The 24,985-nt window shown below is 41.5% G+C and carries 22 protein-coding genes; 15 read left to right on the top strand and 7 right to left on the bottom strand.

The window, feature by feature from the left end:
- Positions 1–393: 393 nt before the first annotated feature.
- The 6 genes from HCG69_RS10625 to HCG69_RS10600 all read right to left on the bottom strand — a co-directional run bounded on the left by HCG69_RS10625 (position 394) and on the right by HCG69_RS10600 (position 8,196).
- The gene (locus tag HCG69_RS10625; RefSeq protein ID WP_221650020.1) at positions 394–1,584 is read right to left on the bottom strand and encodes a glycosyltransferase family 2 protein; all 1,191 of its coding nucleotides are present in this window, start codon (positions 1,582–1,584) and stop codon (positions 394–396) included.
- 3 nt (positions 1,585–1,587) lie between these two features.
- Complete coding sequence (locus HCG69_RS10620; RefSeq protein WP_221650019.1) at positions 1,588–2,487, bottom strand: glycosyltransferase family 2 protein; 900 nt, start codon at positions 2,485–2,487, stop codon at positions 1,588–1,590.
- Complete coding sequence (locus tag HCG69_RS10615; protein ID WP_221650018.1) at positions 2,480–3,829, bottom strand: O-antigen ligase; 1,350 nt, start codon at positions 3,827–3,829, stop codon at positions 2,480–2,482. The genes HCG69_RS10620 and HCG69_RS10615 overlap by 8 nt, the downstream gene beginning before the upstream one ends.
- The gene (locus HCG69_RS10610) at positions 3,819–6,056 is read right to left on the bottom strand and encodes a hypothetical protein (RefSeq protein WP_221650017.1); all 2,238 of its coding nucleotides are present in this window, start codon (positions 6,054–6,056) and stop codon (positions 3,819–3,821) included. Before HCG69_RS10610 ends, HCG69_RS10615 begins: the two co-directional genes overlap by 11 nt.
- 12 nt (positions 6,057–6,068) lie before the next feature.
- Complete coding sequence (locus tag HCG69_RS10605; protein ID WP_221650016.1) at positions 6,069–6,818, bottom strand: TolC family protein; 750 nt, start codon at positions 6,816–6,818, stop codon at positions 6,069–6,071.
- Between the two features lie 124 nt (positions 6,819–6,942).
- Positions 6,943–8,196 carry a BamA/TamA family outer membrane protein gene (locus tag HCG69_RS10600; protein WP_221650015.1) on the bottom strand — a complete coding sequence of 418 codons (1,254 nt, stop codon included), beginning with the start codon at positions 8,194–8,196 and terminating at the stop codon, positions 6,943–6,945.
- A gap of 231 nt (positions 8,197–8,427) precedes the next feature.
- Here HCG69_RS10600 and HCG69_RS10595 point away from each other — a divergent pair, with 231 nt between their 5' ends.
- The 12 genes from HCG69_RS10595 to HCG69_RS10540 all read left to right on the top strand — a co-directional run bounded on the left by HCG69_RS10595 (position 8,428) and on the right by HCG69_RS10540 (position 22,024).
- Positions 8,428–9,831: a C1 family peptidase gene (locus HCG69_RS10595; RefSeq protein ID WP_221650014.1), complete on the top strand. Its 1,404-nt coding sequence runs from the start codon at positions 8,428–8,430 to the stop codon at positions 9,829–9,831.
- Between the two features lie 201 nt (positions 9,832–10,032).
- Positions 10,033–11,382, top strand: a complete 1,350-nt coding sequence (locus HCG69_RS10590) for a Na(+)-translocating NADH-quinone reductase subunit A (protein WP_221650013.1) — start codon at positions 10,033–10,035, stop codon at positions 11,380–11,382.
- A gap of 52 nt (positions 11,383–11,434) precedes the next feature.
- Positions 11,435–12,613, top strand: coding sequence for an NADH:ubiquinone reductase (Na(+)-transporting) subunit B (locus HCG69_RS10585; RefSeq protein ID WP_195660114.1), 1,179 nt, complete (start codon positions 11,435–11,437; stop codon positions 12,611–12,613).
- Positions 12,614–12,628: 15 nt separating this feature from the next.
- Complete coding sequence (locus tag HCG69_RS10580; RefSeq protein ID WP_002560540.1) at positions 12,629–13,318, top strand: Na(+)-translocating NADH-quinone reductase subunit C; 690 nt, start codon at positions 12,629–12,631, stop codon at positions 13,316–13,318.
- 16 nt (positions 13,319–13,334) lie between these two features.
- On the top strand, positions 13,335–13,967 hold the full coding sequence (locus HCG69_RS10575; RefSeq protein WP_195449576.1) for an NADH:ubiquinone reductase (Na(+)-transporting) subunit D: 633 nt from the start codon (positions 13,335–13,337) through the stop codon (positions 13,965–13,967).
- A gap of 87 nt (positions 13,968–14,054) precedes the next feature.
- Positions 14,055–14,681, top strand: a complete 627-nt coding sequence (nqrE, locus tag HCG69_RS10570; RefSeq protein ID WP_002560538.1) for an NADH:ubiquinone reductase (Na(+)-transporting) subunit E — start codon at positions 14,055–14,057, stop codon at positions 14,679–14,681.
- Between the two features lie 22 nt (positions 14,682–14,703).
- Positions 14,704–15,975, top strand: a complete 1,272-nt coding sequence (nqrF, locus tag HCG69_RS10565; RefSeq protein ID WP_002560537.1) for an NADH:ubiquinone reductase (Na(+)-transporting) subunit F — start codon at positions 14,704–14,706, stop codon at positions 15,973–15,975.
- Positions 15,976–16,116: 141 nt separating this feature from the next.
- On the top strand, positions 16,117–17,448 hold the full coding sequence (locus tag HCG69_RS10560; protein ID WP_221650012.1) for a DEAD/DEAH box helicase: 1,332 nt from the start codon (positions 16,117–16,119) through the stop codon (positions 17,446–17,448).
- A 516-nt stretch (positions 17,449–17,964) separates the two neighbouring features.
- A complete protein-coding gene (serC, locus tag HCG69_RS10555) occupies positions 17,965–19,032 on the top strand; it encodes a 3-phosphoserine/phosphohydroxythreonine transaminase (protein WP_221650011.1) in 1,068 nt (355 codons plus the stop codon).
- 119 nt (positions 19,033–19,151) lie between these two features.
- Positions 19,152–20,072 carry an NAD(P)-dependent oxidoreductase gene (locus tag HCG69_RS10550; RefSeq protein ID WP_221650010.1) on the top strand — a complete coding sequence of 307 codons (921 nt, stop codon included), beginning with the start codon at positions 19,152–19,154 and terminating at the stop codon, positions 20,070–20,072.
- An 8-nt stretch (positions 20,073–20,080) separates the two neighbouring features.
- Positions 20,081–21,328 carry a DUF1015 domain-containing protein gene (locus HCG69_RS10545; RefSeq protein ID WP_221650009.1) on the top strand — a complete coding sequence of 416 codons (1,248 nt, stop codon included), beginning with the start codon at positions 20,081–20,083 and terminating at the stop codon, positions 21,326–21,328.
- 93 nt (positions 21,329–21,421) lie between these two features.
- Entirely contained in the window at positions 21,422–22,024 is a 603-nt protein-coding gene (locus HCG69_RS10540) for a YigZ family protein (protein WP_221650008.1), read from the top strand.
- A 97-nt stretch (positions 22,025–22,121) separates the two neighbouring features.
- Here HCG69_RS10540 and HCG69_RS10535 read toward each other — a convergent pair whose 3' ends face one another.
- A complete protein-coding gene (locus HCG69_RS10535; RefSeq protein ID WP_002560531.1) occupies positions 22,122–22,328 on the bottom strand; it encodes a CDGSH iron-sulfur domain-containing protein in 207 nt (68 codons plus the stop codon).
- 124 nt (positions 22,329–22,452) lie between these two features.
- Here HCG69_RS10535 and HCG69_RS10530 point away from each other — a divergent pair, with 124 nt between their 5' ends.
- The 3 genes from HCG69_RS10530 (at position 22,453) to HCG69_RS10520 (ending at position 24,967) form a co-directional block, all read left to right on the top strand.
- On the top strand, positions 22,453–23,220 hold the full coding sequence (locus tag HCG69_RS10530; protein ID WP_195660120.1) for a C39 family peptidase: 768 nt from the start codon (positions 22,453–22,455) through the stop codon (positions 23,218–23,220).
- A gap of 16 nt (positions 23,221–23,236) precedes the next feature.
- Entirely contained in the window at positions 23,237–24,325 is a 1,089-nt protein-coding gene (locus tag HCG69_RS10525) for an HpaII family restriction endonuclease (protein WP_221650007.1), read from the top strand.
- A gap of 75 nt (positions 24,326–24,400) precedes the next feature.
- A complete protein-coding gene (locus HCG69_RS10520; RefSeq protein WP_221650006.1) occupies positions 24,401–24,967 on the top strand; it encodes a nitroreductase in 567 nt (188 codons plus the stop codon).
- Positions 24,968–24,985 lie beyond the last annotated feature (18 nt).

The following is a 24,985-nucleotide window of genomic DNA, read 5'->3' as shown; positions in this document are numbered from 1 at the left end:
ACTGATACTATACATTGGAACAACAACGTCTGCATGGGCTTCAAGGCTTGGGTTGAGTCTAATGGAGATGATTTACTCTGTAACTGGACAAATAGCAGCTTGGTAAATAAATTATGAGTTATGAATTGTGATTTGTGCCATGCAGTATATAGCGCAGCTAATAAATTACAGTCCATAACTCATATAACTCTTTCACGGTTTTCCTATCGTTTCCACAATTATCAGTACCTATTCGGTGTATATCGCGTTTCGACCGGTGTTTCAAGTCTGTTCCAGTTTCTCTATCAATTCCGAAAAGGCTTCTATTCATTTATTAAATACTTTTGTGGTACAAGTGGTGGAGGAGGAGAGATGGCAGTTACTATGCTATGTCGGTACATCTTTTCTGCTTTTTCAATTTTCCTTTCTTCCTTCTTCCTTCCCGTGCTCCGTATGTATAAACTTCTTATTTGCTTCTTTTAATTTGAACAGATTACCTATCGTGATGAATGCTAATGTCGGTATTCTCATGAGTGCTTTCAGAAGTTTGATAGTCATCAGTTCTGCAGGTACAGGAACAATCATTGCTATTACTTGTACAAATGAAAGTATCCACCACTTTACACTTGTTGCAGGGCTAACTATTGTGGCCAGTAATGTAAACCCAAAGACAGCTGCCAATTGTACCAGTCGTGGCGGAAGCATCCACTGTAATATCTTATCACAATAATCGTAGTTACCTTGCATCAGCGCCTTCGGTAAATCGGGTAATGATGCACGCAGAGCACCAAACTGAGCAGCTATCCAACGGCGGCGTTGATTGCTGATGGCTTCCTGCCGTTGTGTTTTCTCATCGTATACAAGCAGATCAGGTATGTAAGCTATGTGCCCGTGGTTCTCTTTCAGTATCAATGCTTCCAGCTCTTTGTCCTCACCTGCTGTTTTCAGTTGCAATACATAACGGCGGAATTTTTCTTCGGCTATCACCATTCCCGAACCGGACAGGGCAGCAGAGAGACGTACGGCATTGTGTCCACTGCGGAAAAATCCATTGTTGATTTCTTCACTCACAGCATCGAGCAGTGCGATATTAGTAGTGAGATTCTTACTGGTGCGGTGTGCCTGTAAAGCGATGAAACCTTGTGCGTAAACTTGATTAATACGGGTGAGAAAGCAAGAGACGGTAGTATTATCGGCATCCATAATAACGATCGCATCGTACTCTCCGGCAGGTATCTCTTGCATGGCGAGCTTCATTGCTTTGGCTTTTGAACTATCCGTATAAGTGGCTTCCAGGACTGTTACTCCAAGGCTACGCAAAGCATCATTTGTTTGTGGTTGCATATGGTCTGAGACAACAAGGATATCGTAGAATTCTGAAGGGTAGTCCTGTTCCAGGAAACTACTGACAGAATCTACAATGACTCGATCTTCTTTGTAGGCGGGAAAGAACACAAGGAAACGGTGTTGCTCCTGTGGTATGAAATTTTTGTCAATAAGATGTGACTGGAAACGCGAAGCAATGGCAAAGAAAAAAAGATAGCCAACACACAGTGCCAGTGGAATGAAGAGTATCCAGTCGATAAGAGTAATCAGAGTATTCATAGGTTAATTTTTTTTATTCGGTAAAGAAAAAAAGGCAAACACGCCTTTCCAAACAGCGGATGCCAGATCTACACGATGTTTGAGAAGATAGACGAGACTGTTTTTTCCAGCGGCTACTGTCATCTGGTAGAGTATAGACAGTAAGCAGCGCATTCCTGTGAAATTACGCCAAGCATAGAGCAGACGGTTACGCGTAAGATAGAATGTACGCAGGGGACTCTGCTGCCCGGTACTTTGGCTCTCTTTATGAAAGACGGTACAGTGGGGTTCGTACCATAACGTATATCCAGCACGGGTCATGGCAGTGCACCAGTCCAACTCTTCATAATAGAGAAAATAAATCTCGGGCATAAGTCCCGTGCGGTCTATAACTTCACGTTTGATAAGCATAGCAGCTCCATGCAAGTAAGGACTGGGGTGTGAAGTCTCAAAGCTTCCATTATCCGGATGTCCCATACCGATAGGTTCATTGCGCATTGTGATACTACTCAGTTGTGTATATCCGGCAAATTGGATGTGCTGCGGCGGAAAGGCAAATCGTATCTTGGGAGATACAGCACCGATTTGAGAATCGCTTTCTAGCCGGTCGATAAGCGCTTGTATTCCGTCTGATTCAAAATAAGTATCATTGTTGATAAGGAACAGGTATCTGCCTTGTGCTATTTCTAATCCTAGATTGTTACCTCCGGAGAAGCCCAGATTTTGCTGGCTACGCACGGTGATGACGGTAGGGTAGTGTGCTTTAATGATAGTTGCTTCATCTTTCCGGGAAGCGTTATCCACAACGATGATCTCATAGGATACTGAGTGGATAATCTTATGGATAGAATCAATAAGTGCACACGTGTCTGCTATGCCATTATAGCAAATTGTGATAAATGATAGTAAAGGAGTGTTATTCATGTTTATCAGAACTATTGTTCTTTTTTCTTTCTTTTTTCTGCCTATCTTCCTCTAACATTACTTTATCTATGTAAGGGCCGGCGAAGCAAAGGGAAAAACCTGTGTAAACTACAATGGAGTTGGGATATTGCATCACATCATTGGCATAGGCAGCTGCGAAGAAACCCGCATTCATACAAAGCCACGCAGCGAGTAATCCTCGCAAGTGTTTATTCTTTATTTTAAATAACAATATCCATGCACAACATGCAAAGAGTGCACCATGTACAACAAGATAAAGTACTAAACCTACGATCCCGGTTTCTACCCATACAGATACCAACCAGGAATCGGGTGGATAAGGCATTAATTCTTTTGGTTCAAAGCGTGCTCCTTTGGATAAGCCTACACCGTAGCCAAAAGGACGATCTGCCATAAGTTCTTTCATCTTCTTTCTATTTTCTACACGCACTAAATAAGAAGCATCTTCTGTAGGATGAAAAGCGCTTCGCATTTTACGGATATATTGGTTACTGTCACCAATGTTTGTAAAATAGAAGAAACAAAACACAGCTCCAAGTGTGATGAGACTAATGGTAATACTTTTTACGCTCTTAGAAATGAATGCATACATTGTTAATCCAACGAGAGGAATAGCCATCGCGGAGCGGGTACCCGAAATTCCTACACTATAGGCAGCAGCAATGGCTATAACGGCAAAATATATTTTCATCCATTTAGAACGAACCAGTAAGGCTGATATGGCAAATACTGTAAGTCCCATAGCAGAGTGTACTCCGTAATTGGCCGCATCTGAGAAGAATGAAAAATAACGTATTCCTGACCAGATAAGATGTGTACGATAACCTCCCATTGTATAAAGAAAATAGAGCTCTTGCTGGTTGAATCCATGATTCTTTTGCCAGTACCCCTTCATGGAAGCTATCAGTATAAATACTGACCAAATAAATAAAAGCCATTCTATGCCTTTGCGATCACGAATTGCAACTGGCACCAGTATGGCCATAGCAATAGGATAAATTGCATAATGAGTTATACTGATGTTCCAGGCTTCCTGCACATTATTGGGGTTTCCGATCTCAAGAAGATAAAACACACAAAGGAAGACAAAAAGTCCTGTCATGCCATTGCGAATTCTTGATAAATCAAAATTCAGAGAAGAACAGCGCGACAATATAAAAGGAGTCATTAATAATACCAACAGGGAGGTTGATATTCCTGTCTTGATGTTGACAAACATACCTCCGGCTACCAATAGAAACTGGAAGGCGAACAATATATAAAAACTGACTGCCGATTGGTTGTCTTCGTATATCTTCTTTTCTTTACTATTAATCGTCATCGTCTTCTTCTACTTCAGCAACGCTTGTACGAGAGTTCTTTTTTCTTTTCCAGACGTCCTTCCAATGAATTGCATTTTCGGTCAAAGCTAATTGTGACAGGAGATACATTACTTTGCGTAATGGTGTATATGGAGGAAGCATTCCAGTATAGTTTTCTACATCGTATCTTGGAGCACGATTCAGGCAGAGATAGGGTTTTGCTCCTAATTGAGCTTCAAGTTTTTGGAGCATTATTTTATCCGTAGCTTTCCATCCGTAGTTAGCCGAGACAATCATTAGGTTTAGTTGGGCTTCACGAAGTAATGGAGTAGGGACATTGCTGTTACTCATCGCTGGATATTCTACAATCAAAATATCTTCATTGCCAGGTGTATATAATTCATGGATACCATTAGCCAACTGGAATTCAGAGGAATTGGACTGAAAATCGACACCATCTGTCAATTTACGTACATTGAGTCCAAGTTTTTTCCAGTATGCTTCAATGGATTCGGATACGTAGCTTTTACCACATCCGTCCTCCATGCTAAGCATGTTGAGTATAAAAGGAGATCCTTCTTTTCGTTGTGTGAAGAATCGAAGTATGGCACTACTCAGATAACGGGTAGCACTATTATCATAGGTAACACTATATGGGGAAGTCTTTTTCCTACTAGGAAAGTCTCCCAAAACAGGACAACCAGTTAATTTGCGTGTACGTCGAGAGTCACGTAATGTACGGTCTATCAGTTCTATCAGTATAAAAAAGCTTGTTAGAAATAAGAAAGTACCCAGAAAAGCCATATATACGATTTTACGGCGATTAGTGGCCTCTGCACTAATAGGATATGCAGGTGGGTTCAATACTTTGAGAGCCGCTGAAGTCATCTCAAGATTCTTCTTACGCATCAGAGCTTCATTATAACTGGCAAGATTGGTTAAATAACTTTGTTCAGAGAAGTTAATAACACGCTCTTTACGTTTGATTGTAGTACCTACAGGAGCATAAAACTGGTATTTCTCATTTAGGTCTATCCGGCTTTTCTTCACAATATCAAGTTCTGCCCTAGCCTTTTCATATGCTAAGGTCTGATCAAGCCACTGTTCAACAATATTGGTACGAGCAATTCCTGTCTTTGTATATTTATCTCCCACATACTGATCGGAGATCTTCGACAATTCCTGGCGGGTTTTATTTAAAAGATCTTTATAATCTTTCAACATCTTCTCATCCTTGGACTTATTAGCAGAAACAGTTTCCATTTCTGTAATCTTTCCGGTAAGACTTGAGGCTTCTCTAAGTTTATCAACTAAGTTCAGATTGGTAATGGCTTGTCTTGTGTTATTATCCATTTGACGTTCCAGTTCTTCGAGCATAGCTTTAGAACTGTTGTATGCAAATAATACGGTTTGCTCTCTTAATTCAAATTCTTTGTTAATGGCGGCAATCTCTTTAGTCTCATCGTAGTAGTTAATGATTCGATTATCTACATTATATTTGGTGAGATCATCTTCGTGTCTGGTCAGTTCGTCACCAATGCGGTTCAATTCAGCTCTGAAGTATTCGATTACTTTGTCTGTTTCTCCATAACGGAGTATGCGATATTCATTGACAAATTCTTTCATTAGTATCTCTATAGTGTTATAAGAGATACCCGGATCACCTGATGAATAGTTTATTTTTAATAAGTCACTATTCCCCAATCGAGTTACCTGTATTTTTTTTAATGCACTACGGCTGTAATAAGGATGCTGATAATAAAAGAGTCCGTAAATATAATTGTTCACATCAGCTTTCTCATATTTCATAAAATTCTCCATTGTTTTTTCCTCGCTGCTTTTGTCGATAAGAGTAATTAACTCTTTGCCGTGAGGACTGTTCTTCATATGGTCGTATGTGTATTTGTAGCTGGCAGCTGTTATGGAGTTTTGATCTTTATCAGGATTCCCTTTTACAAGTACACGGGCAAATAATCGCATGGAAACACGCTTTTGGGTGCTCTCTGATTGTATTATGTTAATAAGATTATCGATGGCATTTTGAGCAATGGCCCAATTGACTCCTACATTGTTGGCTTCGATACCATAACCGGATACAACACCAGTATAGAGAGTTGTTTCAACATTATAGGAACCTCGCATATTCGCTGTTTTAAGGTAAACAAAAACTGTAATAAGTAGTGCACCCAAAATGATCCATACTAATTTACGATACAAAGATCGGAATAGATAAAGTATATAATCCATAAGAAATTGTGTTTATTTTCGTAAAATAGAAGTACGGGTAATAACTTCAAGTATCATTAAACTTTTAGTAAGTTCAAACTTACTCTTTTCATAGGCTTCCATAGCAGAAGATTGTCTTTGTTTTTCTACAGAAAGATCTCCGGTATCAATACTATTATTAGCAAAGTTTTTTTCTGCAATTTCATATTGCAGTGTCGCAAGTTCAAGTGCTTCTGCACGTAATTTTAGTACGCTGAGCTGTGAGGTTGCCGTCGTATACATTTCGATTATTTCTCGCTTCATTTCTTCGTACTTAATTTCTTTTTCCAATGCAGCACCCTTTACTGCAAGCTTCTGTCGGTTAACACGAGCTTTTAAATCGAAAAGACCATCGATAGGAATATTAACTCCTGCACCAACAGTATAACCTCTTTGTGCTTGAGTAGTATAAGTAAGATACGGAGCAATGGCAACATCCGTGTATGTACCTTCGTTGCCGAACATACCATATTGATAACTACCTCTTAAACTGAAAAAACCAAGGAAAGCTCTTTTCTCTTTCGCCAATAATTTGCGTTCTATCTGTTCCTTTACTTGGGCGAGTTCGTAAGTAGGTCCGCCTTTTGCATTTTCAAAAAGTAAATCAAGTGGGGGGAGTACGATGTTAGTATAATCTGTTACCTCAGATTTAATATTATCATTCATCTCTTGTGCCTTCACTAACGAAGGCACTGCGCAAAGAAGAAGTATAGAAAAAGAATACAGATAGCAAAAATGCTTCATAATTATCCTGAATTGCTTGTATTTAATTGTGTAATCTACCGCAAATATAGATAATTATTTTATTCTGTGTTCTTTATGCTTCTTCTATTTTCTTTTTTTAATTAAAAATGGAGATAGCCCTCGTTTAGAAGGCTTCTGTCATGTTGAAGTAGAACAGATTTTGCTTATTTACCATATTGCGACCGAAGTCGAGGCGGACGTTCATACGGGGTTGCACTTCGATACGCAATCCGACTCCGGCATTGGGCAGCACGCCTTCGATTTTGGTAGGATTAGGACCCATGAAACCGCATCCACCCCAGGCTACAAAACCGATATGGCTGACCATTTTCTTTATCCATGTGCTTTTGTCCGTGTTGAACATCTGGCGATACTCACCCATAATGACATGAGAAGACTTATCCCGGTACTGTCCCATATAATAACCACGAAGGTCAAATGGTGTCCCACTGAGGGCATACTTATTCAGAGGTACATCTCCAAAGACATTTTTGGTTTGTGCAGTCCAGGCGATCACTTTACGGTGGCCTACTGTTTTGTATTGGCGGTAATCTATTTCAAGACGGTAGAATTCGTTGTCACTACCAAAAAACTTCTGATACGTGACACCGCGAAGGTCAAGATATATGCCCCGATATGCATTGGCCGGAACATCACGTGTATCATACGTCAGCAGGAAACCAACCCCGGAACTAAGGTTACTATAACCATGAGCCGTTCCACCTGCTTCAATATAAGAAGGCTGGTCTACAAGGTATTTTGCAGGTTTACTCATTTTATCGTAGTTAATATCTATCTGTGGACCTGCGAAGAAGTTACTTTCGCCCAGGCGGAAAAGGAACCAGGGGTTTATCTGCACGCCACTATATCGGTACTGGCTGGTGGTGTCACTACGTACATAATTTTTGTTGGTGGTATAGCCTATTCCATAGAAATTTTCCTGTGTATTTTTATAGCTGAACTGTCCGAAGATACGGAAACGGTCACCTTTGAAGAATAACTGAGGTTTGGAGAAGAGATTCAATCCGCCGTTGAACATGAAGGCAATAGCCATGGGTACAACAGAACGCTGCTGGGTAGTATCACTAGGATTGATGCGGAAGGTCATAAGAGCGCTACCGCCAATGAGGAATCCGAAATCCGGACTGTAACTCGGACCACCCAGGATGTTGTAATGGAGATTTCGTTTCGCCACATGCAATCGGCGTAGCTCGCGTTTGGAAAGTTTCGGAAGAGTATCCTGTTTCAGACTGTCGGGATTAAATACCGTATTAACTTCCAGTTTGCCGTCTTTTAAAAATGTGATGCCTTCTTCTTGTGCCAGAAGAGTAATGGCGGGAATTAGCGCCATATATATACCTATTATATATCTTTTCATATTCTCTTTATGAATGAGGGTGCAAAGAAAACTGTTTTATTCGGAATAGTTTCCAGCCGAATAGGTAATAAATCTAAAGGAATGGATAAAAATTCCAAAAAAGGATACTAATTTTGCAAAAGGATAATGTGTCAATGCGCTAATGTGCCAATATGCCAATTACCGTGAGGCATCATAGCGCAGCCAATTGGCACATTAGCACATTGGCATATTATTTAATACATTATTTATATGAATAAACGAATTTTATCATTATTTGTTCTGAGTGCTGCTTTTTTTTCTGTACAGGCACAGCGGGACAAGGGTGGAATCAGCAGTGAGATGCTGAATCAGATTAAACAGAGTTACCAGGAAACAAGTGCAGATAAGGCATTGCGTAATGCAATTGGTAATAATGATATCCGCAAACTGGCTTTGAATCAGGATAATATGACGGGGCTGGATACTTACTTCTCTATCAAAGTAGATTCCAAAGGGATTACCGATCAGAAGTCATCGGGGCGTTGCTGGCTTTTCACCGGACTGAACGTAATGCGTGCCAAAACGATTGCAAAGTATGGATTGACTTCGTTTGAATTCTCACAGACCTATCCATTTTTTTATGATCAGCTGGAGAAGGCTAATCTCTTCTTGCAGGGAGTGATTGATACACGCGAAAAACCGATGGATGATAAGATGGTGGAATGGTTGTTCCGCAATCCTTTGAGTGACGGTGGGACATTTACAGGAGTTGCAGATATTGTGGGGAAATATGGATTGGTACCCAAGGGCGTGATGCCTGAAACGAATAGCAGTGAGAATACAGCACGGATGGCAAATCTGATTTCACTTAAACTACGTGAATTTGGTTTGCAATTGCGTGAACAGGCTTCGAAAGGGGCGAAGGCTGCTGCTCTTGAGAAGAGCAAAACAGAGATGCTGGGTACTGTTTATCGTATGTTGGTATTAAATTTGGGTGTCCCTCCTACAGAATTTACATGGACTCGTTACGATGCCAAAGGGAATCCGGTGGAAACAGAACAGTACACTCCAATGTCTTTTCTGAAGAAATACGGAGATGAGAATCTTATCAATAATTATGTGATGCTGATGAATGATCCGAGTCGTGAGTATTATAAATGTTATGAAATAGATTTTGACCGCCATCGTTATGACGGACATAACTGGACATACGTCAATTTGCCGATAGAGGAGATTAAAGAGATGGCTATTGCTTCGTTGAAGGACAGCACTATGATGTATTTCTCTTGTGATGTGGGTAAATTTCTGAACTCAGATCGCGGACTGCTTGATGTTAATAACTATGACTACGGTTCTTTAATGGGTACTACGTTTGGAATGGATAAAAAACAGCGTATTCAGACTTTTTCCAGTGGCTCAAGTCATGCGATGACATTAATGGCTGTTGATATCAACAAAGACGGAAAGCCTGTGAAATGGATGGTTGAGAATAGCTGGGGCGCAGGTTCCGGTTATCAGGGACATCTTATAATGACGGATGAATGGTTTAATGAATATATGTTTCGTCTGGTAGTGGAAAAGAAATTCGCCACATCAAAAGTCATGGAAATTCTAAAACAGAAGCCTGTTCGTCTGCCGGCATGGGACCCGATGTTTGCTCCGGAAGAGGAGTGATTAGCGATTAGTACCATGCGGCGTAATAGCGCAACTACTAATCACTTATCACTAAACCCTACTCACTATTCTCTTCCTCGTGTACGTTAACGAAAGGAATTACGGAAAAATCTCCGTAATTCCTTTCTTTTTTCCTCTTATTTCACATTATTATTTATTACTTTTGCGGGCAAATTATGAAACCATTATTTTATATAACACATGGCAAATGTAATAAAGTTACGTAAAGGCCTTGACATCAACCTGAAAGGCAAAGCTGCTGAAGAGATAGCTGCAGTGAAGGAGCCGGGATTTTACGGACTCGTACCCGACGACTTTCCTGGGGTGACTCCTAAAGTGGTAGTCAAAGAGCAGGAATATGTGATGGCTGGAGGACCCTTGTTTATCGACAAGAATCATCCTGAAGTGAAATTTGTTTCGCCCGTTAGCGGCGTGGTAACAAGCGTGGAACGCGGTGATCGCCGTAAGGTGATGAGTATCGTTGTGGAAGCCGCTGCTGAGCAGGACTACGAGGAGTTCGGCAAGCAGAATGTTGCCCAGCTGAATGCTGATCAGGTCAAGGAACTGTTGTTGCAGGCAGGTATGTTCGCTTTCATCAAGCAACGTCCCTACGATGTGATTGCCGATCCGAATATTGCCCCTAGAGCAATTTTCGTTTCTGCATTCGATAGTAATCCATTGGCTCCTGAATTTGAATTCGCACTCAAAGGAGAAGAAGTAAATTTCCAGACGGGTCTCGATGCATTGGCTAAGATGGCTAAAACTTATCTCGGCATTAGTGTGAAACAGAAATCAGCAGCCTTAACACAGGCGAAGAATGTTACTATCACTGCTTTCGACGGACCAAACCCCGCTGGAAATGTAGGCGTGCAGATTAACCATGTTGCTCCTATAGTAAAAGGTGAAACAGTATGGACCATTGACCCGCAAGCCGTAATCTTCATCGGACGACTGATGAATACAGGGCGTGTAGATATGACTCGTACGGTTGCCGTAACAGGTTCTGAAGTACTGAGACCAGCTTATTGTAAGCTGCGTGTAGGTGCATTACTGACTAATATCTTTGCCGGAAACGTAACAAAAGATAAAGAATTACGCTATATCAGCGGCAATGTGCTGACTGGTAAATTGGTATCTCCGAATGGCTTTCTTGGTGCTTTCCATAGCCAGGTAACAGTTATCCCCGAAGGTAATGATATCCACGAAATGCTGGGATGGATCATGCCGCGTTTCAACCACTTCAGTGTACACCGTTCTTACTTCAGCTGGTTGATGGCTAAGAAAGAATACACAATGGATGCACGTATCAAGGGGGGGGAACGTCATATGATCATGTCCGGCGAATACGATAAAGTGTTCCCGATGGACATTCTGCCCGAGTTCCTTATCAAGGCAATCATTGCTCAGGATATCGACCGTATGGAAGCACTTGGTATCTACGAAGTAGCTCCGGAAGACTTTGCCCTGTGTGAGTTTGTAGATTCATCCAAACTGGAGCTGCAACACATTGTCCGCCTCGGACTGGATATGCTCCGTGCCGAAATGATGTAAGCATTGAGGTATCAGATAGTAATTAGTAAATAGATAAATAGTAAATATATTAATGAAAGCGTTAAGAAATTATCTCGACAAGATAAAGCCGAACTTTGAAGAGGGCGGCAAATTCCACGCGTTTCGTTCGGTGTTTGATGGTTTTGAAACATTCTTGTTCGTCCCCAGCACCACTTCGAAAACGGGAACGCATATTCACGATGCGATTGACAGTAAGCGTATAATGTCGATCGTGGTTATTGCGTTGATGCCGGCTTTGCTGTTCGGTATGTACAACGTAGGTTACCAGCATTTCACTCATACAGGAGGCGAAGGTAGTTTTCTGGAAATGTTTGCCTATGGATTCCTGGCTGTATTGCCTAAAATTATTGTATCCTATGTAGTCGGTCTTGGTATCGAGTTTGTTATAGCACAATGGAAGAAAGAAGAAATTCAGGAAGGTTTTCTGGTTTCAGGTATGCTTATTCCGATGATTGTGCCGGTTGACTGCCCACTCTGGATTCTGGCTGTTGCAACTGCATTTTCTGTAATTTTCGCAAAAGAAGTATTTGGTGGTACGGGTATGAACGTGTTCAACGTTGCTCTTGTAACCCGTGCATTCTTGTTCTTTGCATATCCTACTAAGATGTCTGGTGATGCCGTTTGGGTATCCGGACAGAGTATATTCGGTATGGGACAGAGCGTAGATGGGCTGACTGCTGCTACTTCACTCGGTGTAGCTTCTACTGCATTAACCCCCGATGGTTATCCTCCATTCTCATGGGATATGGTGACGGGGCTTATTCCGGGTTCTATCGGTGAAACAAGTGTTATTGCCATTGCACTGGGAGCGATCCTGCTGTTGTGGACAGGCATTGCAAGCTGGAAAACTATGTTTTCTGTATTTGTAGGTGGTGCTTTTATGGGATGGATTTTTAATGTTGCTGGTCCGGACACTGCTATGGCTCATATGCCTTGGTACGAACACCTTGTGTTGGGTGGTTTTTGTTTCGGTGCTGTATTTATGGCTACCGATCCTGTTACTTCTGCCCGTACGGAAACAGGTAAGTATATTTTCGGATTCCTTATCGGTGCTATGGCTATCATAATCCGTGTGCTCAATCCGGGATATCCCGAAGGTATGATGCTTGCTATTCTGTTGATGAATATCTTCGCACCGCTGATTGACTACTGTATCGTACAGAGCAATATCGGTCGTCGCGAGAAACGTGCTGTTAAGTCTAACAATTAAAACCGAACGAAAACAATGAATACAAATAGTAATACCTATACTATCATTTATGCTTCGGTAATGGTTGTTATCGTAGCATTCCTTCTGGCTTTTGTTTCTGCTTCTCTGAAACCGACGCAGAAAAAGAACGAAGAGTTGGATAAGATGAAACAGATTCTGGCTGCATTGAACGTTGACACAAAAGGTCAGAATGCGGAAGAACTGTATAAAACATATGTGAAAGCAGATGAGATTCTGAACGCCAACGGAGAGGTTGTTTCCGAAAATGGTGGTTTCGCAATAGATATGGCTGCCGAAATGTCTAAGCCGGAAGCAGAGCGTCAGCTTCCGCTGTATGTGTGCGATGTGAAGGGAGAGACCAAATATGTAATTCCTTTGTCGGGAGCCGGACTTTGGGGGCCGATTTGGGGATATGTAGGTTTAAACAAAGACAAAGACACGGTTTACGGTGTGTACTTCTCTCATGCAAGTGAAACTCCGGGTTTGGGAGCTGAGATTGCAACTCCTGCTTTTCAGAAAGAGTTTGATGGTAAGAAAGTGATGAAAGACGGGCAGATTGCTCTGGCTGTTGAGAAGAATGGTAAAGTTACTGATCCTGCATATCAGGTCGATGGTATTTCGGGTGGTACAATTACTTCTAAGGGTGTAGATGATATGATTAAGAACTGTCTGGGTCAGTACAATAATTTTTTAACTAATAAATAAGGAGGAACGATAGAATATGAGCCAATTATTTTCTAAAAAGAATAAAGAAGTATTCTTTGCTCCGTTGGGAGTCGACAATCCGGTTACCGTACAGGTGCTTGGTATCTGTTCGGCACTGGCGGTAACAGCCAAATTGGAACCGGCTATCGTTATGGGTTTATCCGTGACAGTAATTACAGCTTTTGCCAATGTTGTTATTTCGTTGCTGAGAAAGACAATCCCTAACCGTATCCGTATTATTGTTCAGTTGGTAGTAGTAGCTGCATTGGTTACTATTGTGAGTGAAATATTGAAAGCATTTGCTTATGATGTAAGTGTTCAGCTTTCTGTTTATGTAGGTCTGATTATTACTAACTGTATCCTGATGGGACGTCTTGAAGCTTTTGCTATGCAGAACGGTCCCTGGGAGTCATGTCTCGACGGTATAGGTAACGGACTTGGATATGCTAAGATTCTGATTATTGTAGCTTTCTTCCGTGAATTGTTGGGTTCGGGCACTTTGCTGAACTTCCGCATTATCCCGGAGTCATTCTACAAAATGGGTTACTTGAACAACGGTCTGATGTTGATGCCTCCTATGGCATTGATTATCGTTGCTTGTATCATCTGGTATCAGCGTGCGAAACATAAAGAATTACAAGAATTATGATTTATGAAGTGTGATTTATGTCGTGTACATAGTCATATCCTAATTCTAACATAATTCATAATTCATAAATTAGAAATCATAAATCAAATGGATCAATTATTAAGTTTATTCGTCCGCTCCATATTTGTGGACAATATGATATTCGCCTTCTTCCTGGGTATGTGTTCTTACCTGGCTGTATCGAAGAATGTGAAAACTGCTGTAGGTCTGGGTATTGCGGTAACTTTCGTATTAGTGGTTACGCTTCCTGTGAACTACTTGCTCCAGACGAAGGTGCTGGCTGCCAATGCTATCATCGAAGGTGTCGATCTTAGCTTCCTTAGCTTTATTCTCTTTATTGCCGTTATTGCCGGTATTGTGCAGTTGGTAGAAATGGTGGTAGAGCGTTTCGCTCCCTCACTGTATGCCTCTTTAGGTATCTTCCTTCCACTGATTGCTGTGAACTGTGCTATCATGGGTGCTTCACTGTTCATGCAGCAGAGAATAACAATGGACCCTGCCAATCCGCAAGCTATCACAGGTGTGGGTAGTGCGGTGGTTTATGCCTTAGGTTCCGGTATCGGTTGGTTGCTTGCAATCGTCGGTCTGGCTGCTATCCGCGAAAAGATGGCTTACTCTGATGTTCCCGCTCCGCTACGTGGTTTGGGTATTACGTTTATCACTGTAGGACTGATGGCAATGGCCTTTATGTGTTTCTCTGGATTGAAATTATAACTAAAGTAAAAAGAATAATACAATGACGTCTTTAATATTAGCGAGTATCGGAGTATTCCTTGGAGTGATTCTCCTGCTTGTCATTATACTGCTCGTTGCGAAGGGTTATCTGACTCCTTCGGGCGAGGTTACGATTACGATGAATGGCGAACAACAACTGAAGACATCTCCCGGTGGTACATTGCTGGGTACGCTGTCTGCCAACAATGTGTTCCTTTCATCGGCTTGTGGTGGTAAAGGTTCTTGCGGACAATGCCGCTGTCAGGTGCTCGAAGGAGGAGGAGAGATTCTTCCTACTGAAACCGGATTCTTTTCTCGTAAACAGCAAGCTGATCACTGGCGTCTGGGTTGCCAGGTAAAAGTGAAACAGGATATGTCTATTAAGATTGACGAGTCAATCCTGGGAGTGAAAGAGTGGGAGTGCGAGGTTATCTCAAACAAGAATGTAGCAACTTTTATCAAAGAGTTTATCGTAGCTCTGCCGAAGGGCGAACACATGGACTTTGTTCCGGGTTCTTATGCACAGATCAAGATTCCTAAATTTTCAATGGATTATAATAAAGACATTGATAAAAGTCTGATCGGTGACGAATATCTGCCGGCTTGGGAAAAGTTTGGTCTCATGGGACTCAAGTGCAAGAATGATGAAGAGACCATTCGTGCTTACTCTATGGCCAATTATCCAGCTGAGGGTGACCGTATCATGTTGACTGTACGTATTGCTACACCTCCTTTCAAACCGAAAGATCAAGGTCCTGGATTTATGGATGTAATGCCGGGTATCGCTTCTTCTTATATCTTCACACTGAAACCCGGCGACAAGGTAATCATGAGCGGTCCTTACGGAGACTTCCATCCGATATTCGATTCTAAGAATGAAATGATGTGGATTGGTGGTGGTGCCGGTATGGCTCCGTTGCGTGCACAAATCATGCACCTGACCAAGACACTGCATACAACAGATCGTATCATGAACTATTTCTACGGTGCACGTGCGTTGAATGAAGTGTTCTATCTGGAAGACTTCCTGCAGATTGAAAAAGACTTCCCGAACTTCAAGTTCCATTTGGCTCTTGACCGTCCGGATCCTGCAGCAGATGCAGCGGGTGTTAGCTATACAGCAGGATTTGTTCATGAAGTAATTTATGAAACTTACCTGAAAAACCACGAAGCACCTGAAGATATTGAATACTACATGTGTGGTCCTGGTCCGATGTCTAAAGCTGTTGAGAAGATGCTCGATAGCCTGGGGGTACCGGCTAAGAATCTGATGTTCGATAATTTCGGAGCATAAGGAAAGCGCTGAAATTTACGATAGACGATTTACAATTTATGATTGGAGTTAGTTATAGCTATTGATTTTAAGGAATCATAGTAAACTTTAATCGTAAATCGTAAATCGTCTAATCGTAAATCTCCCTATCTTTGTGCCATTATGAAACAAAAGAATGAATTGATACAAGCTGCGCTGAGAAATCTGAAGATTGAAGCGCTGAATCCTATGCAAGAAGCTGCGCTGGATGCTGCTTCTGAAGAAAAAGACGTAATATTGCTTTCACCTACCGGATCGGGTAAGACATTGGCCTTTCTGCTACCTTTGCTTTTATCCCTGAAACCGGATGATAATACAATACAAGTACTGATTCTCGTACCTTCGCGGGAACTGGCTTTACAGATAGATTCTGTATTCAAGGCCATGAATTCCTCCTGGAAGACTTGTTGCTGTTATGGCGGTCACCCTATTAGTGAAGAGAAAAAGAGCATTCAAGGTAATCATCCTGCAATCATTATCGGTACGCCGGGACGTATAACAGATCACCTTGCCAAAGGGAATTTCAATCCCGATACAATCCGTACACTTATTATTGATGAGTTTGATAAGTCTCTTGAATTCGGCTTCCATGATGAAATGGCTGAGATCATCACTCAACTGCCCGGATTAAAAAAACGGGTACTCCTCTCTGCAACAGATGCCGAAGAAATCCCACAGTTCACCGGACTGAACCGTACTATTAAACTGAATTTTCTGCCGGATACCCCCACAGAAGCACCGCGACTGACCTTAATGAAAGTCATCTCTCCTGCAAAAGATAAAATTGATACACTCTATAAGTTGCTTTGTACACTGGGGAGTAGTTCCAGTATTGTCTTTTGTAATCATCGGGATGCGGTGGAACGTGTGAGTGCACTGCTTACTGAAAAGGGCATGTATAACGAACGCTTTCATGGTGGTATGGAGCAGCCCGACCGCGAACGTGCACTTTATAAATTCCGTAACGGAAGCTGTCATGTACTTGTCTCCACCGATCTTGCTGCCCGTGGACTGGATATTCCGGAAGTAGAGCACATCATTCACTATCATATGCCTGTGAATGAAGAAGCCTTTACCCATCGGAACGGGCGTACAGCTCGTTGGGATGCTACCGGAACCTCTTATCTCATTCTGAACGCAGAAGAAAAAACACCGGAATATATTCCTATGGATATCGAAATGTATGAACTTCCGGAACAAGCTCCGCGTCCTTCAAAGCCGCTTTGGGTTACCTTATATATAGGTAAAGGAAAAAAAGATAAACTAAGCCGTATAGACATTGCAGGATTCTTGTATAAGAAGGGAAACCTTTCTCGTGAAGATGTGGGGATGATTGATGTAAAAGAGCATTATGCTTTCGTTGCTATTCGTCGGGGGAAGGTGAAGCAGTTACTGACTCTTATCCGGGGAGAAAAGATAAAAGGAATGAAAACCGTTATTGAAGAAGCTGATTAATTATCAGTTCACCACAGAGGACACGGAGAGCACAGAGATATTATTTTCTCTGATGAAACGCGGATGATCGCAGATAAAAGCTGATTAAAAAACTGTAGTTCTTTATTTTATTGTTATATCCTTTTGCGGGAATCAGAGATCATCCGCGTTTCATCAAAGAACTAAAACTCCGTGCCCTCTGCGACCTCTGTGGTGAAATACCGTATTAAACATGAATATCCTCCGGAGGATATTTTTTCTTTCTTTTATATCATAAATATTCATTTTATATCCCTTTTACTTTCAGTCTTTAAGTAAAAAATATCCGATACTATTACTTTATTCTTTATGCTCACTCTTGATATCCATACATGACAAAATGGTGCATATATCCTGCATAAACCAATAAAAAGTAAGATAAATCAGCAAACCGAATGTGATTTTATAATGAAAGATTTGTTTTACGGAAATAATTCCGTAATTTCGCAATGTCAAAAGACACAAGTAACGAAATGTTAAACCAAAAACAAACTTCAAATGAAAAAGCATAATTTCAATGCAGGACCTTCTATTCTTCCGCGTGAGGTGATTGAGGATACAGCGAAGGCTATTTTAGATTTCAATGGTTCCGGTCTCTCACTGATGGAAATAAGCCACCGCGCTAAGGACTTCCAACCTGTGGTTGATGAAGCCGTAGCACTATTCAAGGAATTACTCAACATCCCCGAAGGGTATTCGGTATTGTTCCTGGGTGGTGGTGCCAGTATGGAGTTCTGCATGGTACCATACAATTTCCTTGAGAAGAAGGCTGCTTATTTGAATACCGGCGTATGGGCCAAGAAAGCGATGAAAGAAGCCAAAGCCTTTGGCGAAGTTGTAGAAGTTGCCTCTTCTGCCGAAGCTACCTATACATATATTCCGAAAGATTATACAGTTCCGGCTGATGCTGATTATTTCCACATCACTACTAACAACACTATTTATGGTACAGAATTGAAAGAAGACCTTGACTCTCCGGTTCCGATGGTTGCCGATATGTCTTCCGATATTTTCTCTCGTCCTATCGACGTTTCAAAATATATCTGTATCTATGGTGGTGCACAGAAAAACCTGGCACCTGCAGGTGTTACTTTTGTAATTGTGAAGAATGATGCATTGGGCAAAGTATCACGGTCTATTCCTTCCATGTTGAATTATCAGACACATGTTGACAATGGTTCTATGTTCAATACTCCTCCGGTAGTGCCTATCTATGCTGCACTGCAGACATTGCGTTGGATCAAAGCACAAGGTGGTGTGAAAGAAATGGAACGCCGTGCTATCGAAAAAGCCGATATGCTGTATGCTGAAATCGACCGTAACAAGATGTTCGTAGGAACAGCTGTTAAAGAAGACCGTTCACGTATGAACATCTGCTTCGTAATGGCTCCCGAATACAAAGATCTGGAAGCTGACTTCATGAAGTTTGCTACTGAAAGAGGTATGGTAGGTATCAAGGGACACCGTTCTGTAGGTGGTTTCCGCGCATCATGCTACAATGCTCTGCCTAAAGAAAGCGTACAGGCATTGATTGACTGCATGCAGGAATTTGAGAAACTTCATTAATATTCTCACTACAGAGTATCACAGAGTTTCACGGAGTTTTCTGTTTTTAGCAGTCCTCTCTATGAAACTCTGTGTCAGTTTGTAGTGGATCGTTTTTTTATAATTATACACATCGAATCATGAAAGTACTTATCGCTACCGATAAACCGTTTGCTAAAGTAGCTGTGGACGGTATTCGCAAAGAAATCGAAGCAGCCGGATACGAGCTTGCTTTACTTGAAAAATATACAGAGAAGGCACAATTATTGGATGCAGTAAAAGATGCCAATGCAATCATTATACGCAGTGACATTATAGATGCCGAAGTGCTGGATGCTGCCAAAGAACTGAAAATCGTGGTACGCGCCGGAGCCGGTTATGACAACGTAGACCTTGCTGCTGCAACTGCACACGGGGTATGTGTAATGAACACACCGGGACAGAATTCCAACGCGGTAGCCGAACTTGTTTTTGGCTTACTGGTATATGCTGTCCGTAATTTTTATAATGGAACATCAGGAACTGAGCTGATGGGTAAGAAGCTGGGTATTCATGCTTACGGAAACGTAGGTCGCAATGTAGCACGTGTAGCTAAAGGTTTCGGAATGGAAATCTATGCTTATGACGCATTCTGCCCGAAAGAAGTAATCGAGAAAGATGGCGTTAAAGCGGTTGATTCTGCCGAAGAACTTTACAAAACCTGTAATGTTGTTTCTCTGCATATTCCTGCTACTGCCGAAACGAAGAACTCTATCAACTATGCTTTGTTGAAGGATATGCCCAAAGGAGCTATTTTGGTAAATACTGCACGTAAGGAAGTTATCAATGAAGACGAACTTATTCAGTTGATGGAAGGTCGTCCCGATTTCAAATATATTACCGATATTATGCCTGCTGCTAATGCTAAGTTCACCGAACTTTTTGCCGGACGTTATTTCTCCACTCCTAAGAAAATGGGTGCACAAACAGCTGAAGCTAATATCAATGCCGGCATTGCTGCTGCACAACAGATCGTTGGTTTCCTGAAAGACGGTTGCGAAAAATTCCGCGTAAATAAGTAATAAGACTTATGGCTACAATTAAACCATTTAAAGGTATTCGTCCTCCACAAGAATTAGTGGAGCAAGTTGCCTCGCGTCCTTACGATGTACTTAATTCAGAAGAAGCACGTGCAGAAGCTGGTGAAAATGAGAAATCACTCTATCATATAATTAAGCCTGAAATAGATTTTCCTGTAGGTACGGATGAGCATGACGAGAAGGTGTACATCAAAGCTGCCGATAACTTTAAACTGTTTCAAGACAAAGGCTGGTTGGTGCAGGATGATAAAGAAAACTATTACATCTATGCTCAGACAATGAATGGTAAGACACAATACGGACTTGTTGTGGGTGCTTATGTTCCTGATTATATGAATGGTATTATCAAGAAGCATGAACTGACCCGTCGCGACAAAGAAGAAGATCGCATGAAACATGTCCGCGTGAACAATGCCAACATTGAACCGGTATTCTTTGCATATCCTGATAATGCGAAGCTGGATGCCATCGTCAAGAAATATACTGCTCAGAATCCTGTATACGATTTTATAGCTCCGGGTGATGGTTTCGGACATACTTTCTGGATTATAGACCAGGCAGAGGATATCGCTTCTGTCACAGCTGAGTTTGCTAAAATGCCTGCACTCTATATTGCTGACGGACATCACCGTTCTGCCGCTGCCGCACTTGTAGGTGCTGAGAAGGCAAAACAGAATCCGAATCATCGTGGAGATGAAGAGTATAACTATTTCATGGCTGTATGTTTTCCTGCCAATCAATTGACTATTATTGATTATAACCGTGTGGTTAAAGACCTCAATGGTTTGACTCCTGCACAGTTTCTTACTGCGCTCGAAAAGAATTTCGTTGTAGAAGAAAAAGGTATGGAGATTTACAAACCGAATGCACTGCATAATTTTGCCCTCTATCTGGATGGTAAATGGTACAGTCTTACAGCGAAGGCCGGAACGTATGATGATAACGATCCGATAGGTGTATTGGATGTTACTATCTCTTCCAACTTGATTCTGGATGAAATTTTAGGTATTAAAGACCTTCGTTCGGATAAACGTATCGACTTCGTAGGTGGTATCCGTGGTCTGGGAGAATTGAGTAAACGTGTAGATAGCGGTGAAATGAAAGTAGCTTTGGCACTTTATCCTGTTTCAATGAAACAATTGATGGATATTGCTGATACTGGCAATATCATGCCGCCGAAGACTACCTGGTTTGAACCGAAACTTCGTTCGGGACTGGTGATTCATAAACTTAGTTAGTTGAAAATGAAGAGTTGAAAATTGAAAATTAACTGCATAATAGGCTGCATAGTAATTTTCAATTTTCAACTTTCCATTTTTAATTCTAAAAGCATGGAAGATACATACAAAACCATTACTGAACCCTCTGAAGGTATCTATACCGAAAAGCGTAGCAAGTTTATTGCTATTGCCCTGCCTGTGCGTACACACGAAGAAATAAAGACACATCTCGAAACGTATCAGAAGAAATATTACGATGCACGTCATGTATGCTATGCCTATATGCTGGGACATGAACGGACAGATTTTCGTGCGAATGACAACGGTGAGCCTTCCGGTACAGCCGGAAAACCTATATTAGGACAGATCAATTCTAATGAACTGACTGATATACTTATTATTGTAGTTCGTTATTTTGGTGGAATCAAGCTGGGAACAAGCGGATTGATCGTAGCTTATAAAGCTGCTGCCGCCGAAGCCATTGCCACGGCTACCATTGTAGAAAAAACGGTAGATGATGAGGTGACTGTGCTTTTTGAATATCCTTTTATGAATGATGTGATGCGTATTGTGAAAGAAGAAGAACCTGAAATTTTGCGACAGTCCTATGACATGGATTGTAGTATGACGCTTCGTATTCGTCGTTCTATGATGTCTCGTCTGAAGGCACGCCTGGAAAAAGTAGAGACAGCACGTATCCTTGAGGAAGAATAACATGTTGGTGGAAACAGGAAAATTGAATGCGTGTCTCTTCGGGTAAATATTCCGTTGATACACGCACTGGAGTTTATAAAAGACGCATTTGTGTAGCCTATTCGTTGTCCTTTTCAAAATTTATTTTACGATGTGTTCCGTCGCAAAATGGTTTGTTTTTAGAGTGGCCGCAACGACACAAAGCGTTTGTTCCTTGCAAAATACTCTCTTTCCCTTCTTTGTTAATCATCTTAAATTCACCTTTGATGATGTAGGGCCCGGCAGGGACTTCCGTGATACTAATCAGATTTTCATTTTTATCCATAATTTTATTTTTTAAGTAGTCAACTCTATTTATATAACATTTGGAATTGGAAATAGTTTTTTCTGTCCACCATTTGTTTTATCAGATTTCCTTATCTTTGCACACAATGATACGAAATGTGATAATGAAAGCTCTGTATCTCGGTTTGTTTTTGATTGGAAGCCATTTGCCTTCTGTTCAGGCTCAGGAAGTGGCTCCCAACGATATTCCTTTACCCTGGTATTCGCAGAAGATCAGCGGATGTCCTTATGCGCATTGCTCGCTGGCATCCTCATTGATGGTATTTGATTATTATAAAGGGATGACCGTAGATAGTTGCCGTTCGGCAGCAGAAGCCGAAGCAAAGCTTGTAGAGTATCAGAAGAATTATTTTTTGAAAAAACGTGCTCCTTTCAAGCGGCGTACATCCATAGGACAGGGTGGCTATTATTCTTTTGAAATAGATTCGTTGACACGGTATTATGAACATATGGTGAGTGCTGAGCATTTTATGAATAAAGACTACCGGGCGCTGAAGGCATATATTGATCAGGGTATTCCCGTACTGATAAATGTGAGGCATCGCGGTTCGTCTCATGGGTTGATGCAACCGGGTAGTCACCGTCATTGGATGGTGCTTCGCGGTATAAATGATACTCATGTATGGATCAACGATCCCGGGCGTTCGGCTATGATGCGGAGTAAGGGTGAAAATCAATGTTTTCCAATAAAGCGGGAGCGGGGTAATCCGGCCTGGTTTGATGGCTGCTGGACAGGGAGGTATATTGTGATAACTCCACGTATTCCACTGGCTATAGCACGTGCTGGGAAATTACCACCTGTGGAGAAAGAGATAGAGATACAACGTCCGTTGATCCCTTGGCAGGAACTGCCCGAAATGATTAATCTGTAAAACAAATATATTAAATATGGCATTTGAAGCAACAAAAAGAGAATGGAGTGAACTGTATGCTTTTTTCCGTTTGCTGGCAGACGGAAAGGTTTCGTTGGGTACGCCGCAAGCAAAAAAAGACGATACACAGTGCTGGCCTGTAGCAATGGTACAGCGCGAAGAGCATGATGGTACGCGTCGCTATTATATTGAGAAAGAGGAAATTCATATTGTAAACGAAACAGTAGATAAGCGAATACCACGGGAAGATTTTGCCACAGTGGCCAGATTAATTCTCGATGCAGTCAAGTCCTCGTCCGAAAATGATGTAACTTCGCCTGATGGGGTAGAAGAGTTCCTGGATGAAGCAGGTATTTTTGATCTTGAAGCAAAAACGGATGATCGTACGGATTTTTCTGTTGCCTTTTGGCATCCTGAGGCTCCATTGACAGGATTCAATGTTCGTTCACGTCTTAGTGCCATGAATCCTTTGCTTGATGGCGGACGAACTGCCAATCTGAAATTGGAGCAGACAGGTGTTAAGTTTGCCGTACCTACTGTGAATAAAATAAATGCATTGGAAGAGTCGCCTACAGAAGTGGCAGAGCGTATGATGATGATAGAACGTCTGGGCGGTGTATTAAAGTATTCTGATGTGGCAGACCGTGTATTCCGTTGCAACCTGTTGATGATAGATTTGCACTTTCCGCGTGTTCTGGCAGAGATGGTACGTATTATGCATTTGGATGGCATCACACGTATCAGTGAATTAACGGAGGAGATAAAACGAATCAATCCGTTGAAAATTAAGGATGAACTGATCAATAAACATGGTTTTTATGAATTTAAAATGAAGCAGTTCCTGCTTACTCTGGCATTGGGGATGCGTCCGGCAAAGATTTATAACGGGACGGATTCTGCAGTGGAAGGAATTTTGCTGATAGATGGAAACGGAGAAGTGCTTTGTTATCATAAAGCGGAGAAAAAGACATTTGAGGATTTTCTCTATCTGAATACCCGTTTAGAGAAAGGATCTGTGGATAAAGATAAGTACGGCTTCCTGGAACGGGAGAATGGGGTATATTACTTTAAGTTGAATGTGAAGATTGGGTTGGTTAAAAGGTGATGAGGTATGATACATTGCAGTGTAACCAGTTCATCATTTTATTTCTAACAAATAAAAATTAAAACACTATTCATCATGAAAACAAATGAAGTATTAGAAAATATCAAAGCACGTCGTAGCGTACGTGCTTATACTACTCAACAGGTAGCTGAAGAAGATTTGCTGACTATTCTTGAAGCTGCCACATATGCTCCGAGTGGTATGCATCTTGAAACTTGGCATTTCACAGCTATACAAAATACAGAGAAACTCGAAGAATTAAATGCCCGTATCAAAGGTGCATTTGCCAAAAGTGAGGATAAACATTTGCAGGAGCGCGGACATAGCCAGACGTATTGCTGTTATTATCATGCACCAACGCTTGTAATTGTTTCTAATGAACCGACACAATGGTGGGCAGGAATGGATTGTGCCTGTGCTATTGAAAATATGTTTCTTGCTGCCCGTTCTCTGGGCATTGGTTCTTGCTGGATCAACCAGCTGGGGACAACATGCGATGCCCCCGAAGTACGTGAATTTATCACTTCTCTCGGTGTCCCCGAAAATCACAAAGTATACGGTTGTGTAGCCTTAGGATATCCTGATCCTTCTATTCCAATAAAAGAAAAGAAAGTAAAGGCGGGAACGATAACCGTTGTTTAGTTGAAAATTGAAAGTTGA

Source organism: Bacteroides sp. K03, from assembly GCF_019734355.1.
Lineage (GTDB): Bacteria > Bacteroidota > Bacteroidia > Bacteroidales > Bacteroidaceae > Bacteroides > Bacteroides nordii.
The sequence above is the reverse complement of the archived record's forward strand: the minus strand, read 5'-3'. Positions and strand labels throughout refer to the sequence as shown.

Bases quoted from the DNA above. Each gene is read 5' to 3' on its own strand.
- HCG69_RS10580 (WP_002560540.1), top strand. From the start codon at position 12,629: ATGAATACAAATAGTAATACCTATACTATCATTTATGCTTCGGTAATG.
- HCG69_RS10520 (WP_221650006.1), top strand. From the start codon at position 24,401: ATGAAAACAAATGAAGTATTAGAAAATATCAAAGCACGTCGTAGCGTA.
- HCG69_RS10625 (WP_221650020.1), bottom strand. From the start codon at position 1,584: ATGAATACTCTGATTACTCTTATCGACTGGATACTCTTCATTCCACTG.
- HCG69_RS10600 (WP_221650015.1), bottom strand. From the start codon at position 8,196: ATGAAAAGATATATAATAGGTATATATATGGCGCTAATTCCCGCCATT.
- nqrE (WP_002560538.1), top strand. From the start codon at position 14,055: ATGGATCAATTATTAAGTTTATTCGTCCGCTCCATATTTGTGGACAAT.
- HCG69_RS10575 (WP_195449576.1), top strand. From the start codon at position 13,335: ATGAGCCAATTATTTTCTAAAAAGAATAAAGAAGTATTCTTTGCTCCG.
- HCG69_RS10590 (WP_221650013.1), top strand. From the start codon at position 10,033: ATGGCAAATGTAATAAAGTTACGTAAAGGCCTTGACATCAACCTGAAA.
- HCG69_RS10550 (WP_221650010.1), top strand. From the start codon at position 19,152: ATGAAAGTACTTATCGCTACCGATAAACCGTTTGCTAAAGTAGCTGTG.
- HCG69_RS10605 (WP_221650016.1), bottom strand. From the start codon at position 6,818: ATGAAGCATTTTTGCTATCTGTATTCTTTTTCTATACTTCTTCTTTGC.
- HCG69_RS10535 (WP_002560531.1), bottom strand. From the start codon at position 22,328: ATGGATAAAAATGAAAATCTGATTAGTATCACGGAAGTCCCTGCCGGG.
- HCG69_RS10595 (WP_221650014.1), top strand. From the start codon at position 8,428: ATGAATAAACGAATTTTATCATTATTTGTTCTGAGTGCTGCTTTTTTT.
- HCG69_RS10585 (WP_195660114.1), top strand. From the start codon at position 11,435: ATGAAAGCGTTAAGAAATTATCTCGACAAGATAAAGCCGAACTTTGAA.
- HCG69_RS10525 (WP_221650007.1), top strand. From the start codon at position 23,237: ATGGCATTTGAAGCAACAAAAAGAGAATGGAGTGAACTGTATGCTTTT.
- HCG69_RS10530 (WP_195660120.1), top strand. From the start codon at position 22,453: ATGAAAGCTCTGTATCTCGGTTTGTTTTTGATTGGAAGCCATTTGCCT.
- serC (WP_221650011.1), top strand. From the start codon at position 17,965: ATGAAAAAGCATAATTTCAATGCAGGACCTTCTATTCTTCCGCGTGAG.
- HCG69_RS10560 (WP_221650012.1), top strand. From the start codon at position 16,117: ATGAAACAAAAGAATGAATTGATACAAGCTGCGCTGAGAAATCTGAAG.
- nqrF (WP_002560537.1), top strand. From the start codon at position 14,704: ATGACGTCTTTAATATTAGCGAGTATCGGAGTATTCCTTGGAGTGATT.
- HCG69_RS10610 (WP_221650017.1), bottom strand. From the start codon at position 6,056: ATGGATTATATACTTTATCTATTCCGATCTTTGTATCGTAAATTAGTA.
- HCG69_RS10620 (WP_221650019.1), bottom strand. From the start codon at position 2,487: ATGAATAACACTCCTTTACTATCATTTATCACAATTTGCTATAATGGC.
- HCG69_RS10615 (WP_221650018.1), bottom strand. From the start codon at position 3,829: ATGACGATTAATAGTAAAGAAAAGAAGATATACGAAGACAACCAATCG.
- HCG69_RS10545 (WP_221650009.1), top strand. From the start codon at position 20,081: ATGGCTACAATTAAACCATTTAAAGGTATTCGTCCTCCACAAGAATTA.
- HCG69_RS10540 (WP_221650008.1), top strand. From the start codon at position 21,422: ATGGAAGATACATACAAAACCATTACTGAACCCTCTGAAGGTATCTAT.